Origin of the sequence: Knoellia flava TL1 (assembly GCF_000768675.1) — a bacterium.
GTDB classification, from domain to species: domain Bacteria; phylum Actinomycetota; class Actinomycetes; order Actinomycetales; family Dermatophilaceae; genus Knoellia; species Knoellia flava.
Genome location: NZ_AVPI01000069.1, coordinates 1 through 2,284, shown reverse-complemented (window position 1 = coordinate 2,284; position 2,284 = coordinate 1). Strand labels below are relative to the sequence as shown.

At 71.4% G+C, this 2,284-nt stretch carries 2 protein-coding genes; one reads left to right on the top strand and one right to left on the bottom strand.

The features are described from left to right. A partial coding sequence (locus tag N798_RS15715) for a ferritin-like fold-containing protein (RefSeq protein WP_035950371.1) occupies positions 1–622 on the bottom strand: 622 nt, incomplete at its 3' end. 204 nt (positions 623–826) lie between these two features. Here N798_RS15715 and N798_RS15710 point away from each other — a divergent pair. Continuing rightward, on the top strand, positions 827–2,284 hold a 1,458-nt coding region (locus tag N798_RS15710), incomplete at its 3' end, for a DEAD/DEAH box helicase (protein WP_035950369.1).

The following is a 2,284-nucleotide window of genomic DNA, read 5'->3' as shown; positions in this document are numbered from 1 at the left end:
TGAACATCTGGCCGATCTCGGTGAGGTCCGCGCCGCCACCCATGAGCAGGCCGGTGAGGGCGTCGCGCTCGACGGCCACCGACTGTCCCTGGCTCAGCGCCTCGCCGAGCAGCCGGCGGCCCCAGAGGCTGAGCCGCCCCTTGGCCGTCGGGTCCGTCTTGAGGGTGTCGCGCACGACGCCGACGATGAACTCGCCCGTGCCGGCGTCGTCGAGGGCGTGGTCCATGACGTCACGCGTGCGGTCGTCGACGAAGGAGCCCATCTCGCGGTAGAAGTCCTTGGCGATCCCGTCGCCGACGTAGGCCTTGACGAGCCCCTCGACCCAGCTCTTGGGCCGCGTCCGGTCGTGGAAGGCCGAGAACGGTGCGACGAACGGCTGCATCGCCGTCTCCGCGTCCGTCCCGATCTCGGCGAGCCTCCCGACGAGCAGCTCGTACTGGCGGTACTCGGTCGCAGCGAACCCCGCCATCTGCGCCTTGATCCGCAGGGAGGGCGCGAGGTCGGAGTCGGTCGCCATCCGGATGCAGGCGGTGAGCTCGCCGTAGGCGAGGACGCCGAGCAGGTCCACCACGGCGGCGCGGTATGCCGGGTCGTCCAGTCCCTGGGGCGCGTTCGTCTCCATGGTGGGCAGCCTAGCGATGTGGGCGTGGCCGGACGGACGGCCTCCGCACGGTAGGGTGGGCAGGTCCACGGTGCCCGGTCGGCACGACGAACACGAACGACATTGTGCGTGGGGCCCGGTTGTCAGGCCCTCCCCGAAGACCTCCGATCGGCCCGCCACAGCGGCGACGAGCCTCCTGCGAGAGCCGCCGATCAGAGAGTTCCCATGACCGACAGCCAGACCATCCCTGCCGACGCTGCCTCCGCGGAGGCCATCGCCGACGAGGTCGCCATCGAGGCGACGAAGGCGGCCACCGCCGTCGAGCAGACCTTCGGCGACTTCGACATCCACCCCGACATCGTCTCGGCGCTCGCCTCGCACGGCATCACCACGCCCTTCCCCATCCAGGCGATGACCCTGCCCGTGGCGCTCTCGGGCCACGACATCATCGGCCAGGCCAAGACCGGCACCGGCAAGACGCTCGGGTTCGGCATCCCGCTGCTCAACAAGGTCCTCGCCCGCGGCGACGACGGCTGGGACGCCTTCCCCCACCAGGGCAAGCCGCAGGCCCTCGCCGTCGCCCCGACCCGCGAGCTCGCCGTCCAGGTGGCCGCCGACCTCGAGCGAGCCGGCAAGACCCGCGGCATCCGCGTCCTCACCGTCTACGGCGGCCGCGCCTACGAGCCGCAGATCGAGGCCCTCGAGAAGGGCGTCGAGGTCGTCGTCGGCACGCCGGGCCGCCTGATCGACCTCGCCAAGCAGGGGCACCTCGACCTCTCGCGCGCCAAGACCGTCGTCCTCGACGAGGCCGACGAGATGCTCGACCTCGGCTTCCTCCCCGACGTCGAGAAGCTCCTCGCGATGACGTCGCCGGCCCGCCAGACGATGCTCTTCTCGGCGACGATGCCCGGCGCCGTCGTCGCGCTCGCCCGCCGCTACATGAGCCAGCCGACCCACATCCGCGCGATGCAGGAGGGCGAGGGCGACACCTCGCAGACGGTCAAGGCGATCAGCCAGTACGTCTTCCGCGCCCACGCCATGGACAAGGTCGAGATGCTCGCCCGCATCCTCCAGGCCAACGGCCGCGGCCTCACCATCGTCTTCAGCCGCACCAAGCGAACCGCCGCCAAGGTCGCCGACGACCTCGTCGAGCGCGGCTTCGCGGCCGCGTCGATCCACGGCGACCTCGGCCAAGGCGCCCGCGAGCAGGCGCTGCGCGCGTTCCGCTCGGGCAAGGTCGACGTCCTCGTCGCCACCGACGTCGCCGCCCGAGGCATCGACGTCGAGAACGTCACCCACGTCATCAACTACCAGTGCCCCGAGGACGAGAAGACCTACGTCCACCGCATCGGCCGCACCGGTCGCGCGGGCCAGACCGGCATCGCGGTGACCTTCGTCGACTGGGACGACCTGCACCGCTGGACGATGATCAACAAGGCCCTCGATCTCGGCATCCCGGACCCCGAGGAGACCTACTCGTCCTCGGACCACCTCTACTCCGAGCTCGACATCCCACGCGAGGCCAAGGGTCGCCTGCCGAAGTCGGCGCAGACCCGCGCCGGTCTCGACGCGGAGGAGCTCGAGGACCTCGGCGAGACCGGCAAGTCCAGCGGCCGTCGCCCCGCAGGCGGTCGCGGCTCGCGCGGTCGCGACGGCGGCTCGCGCGACGGCGGCTCGCGCGAG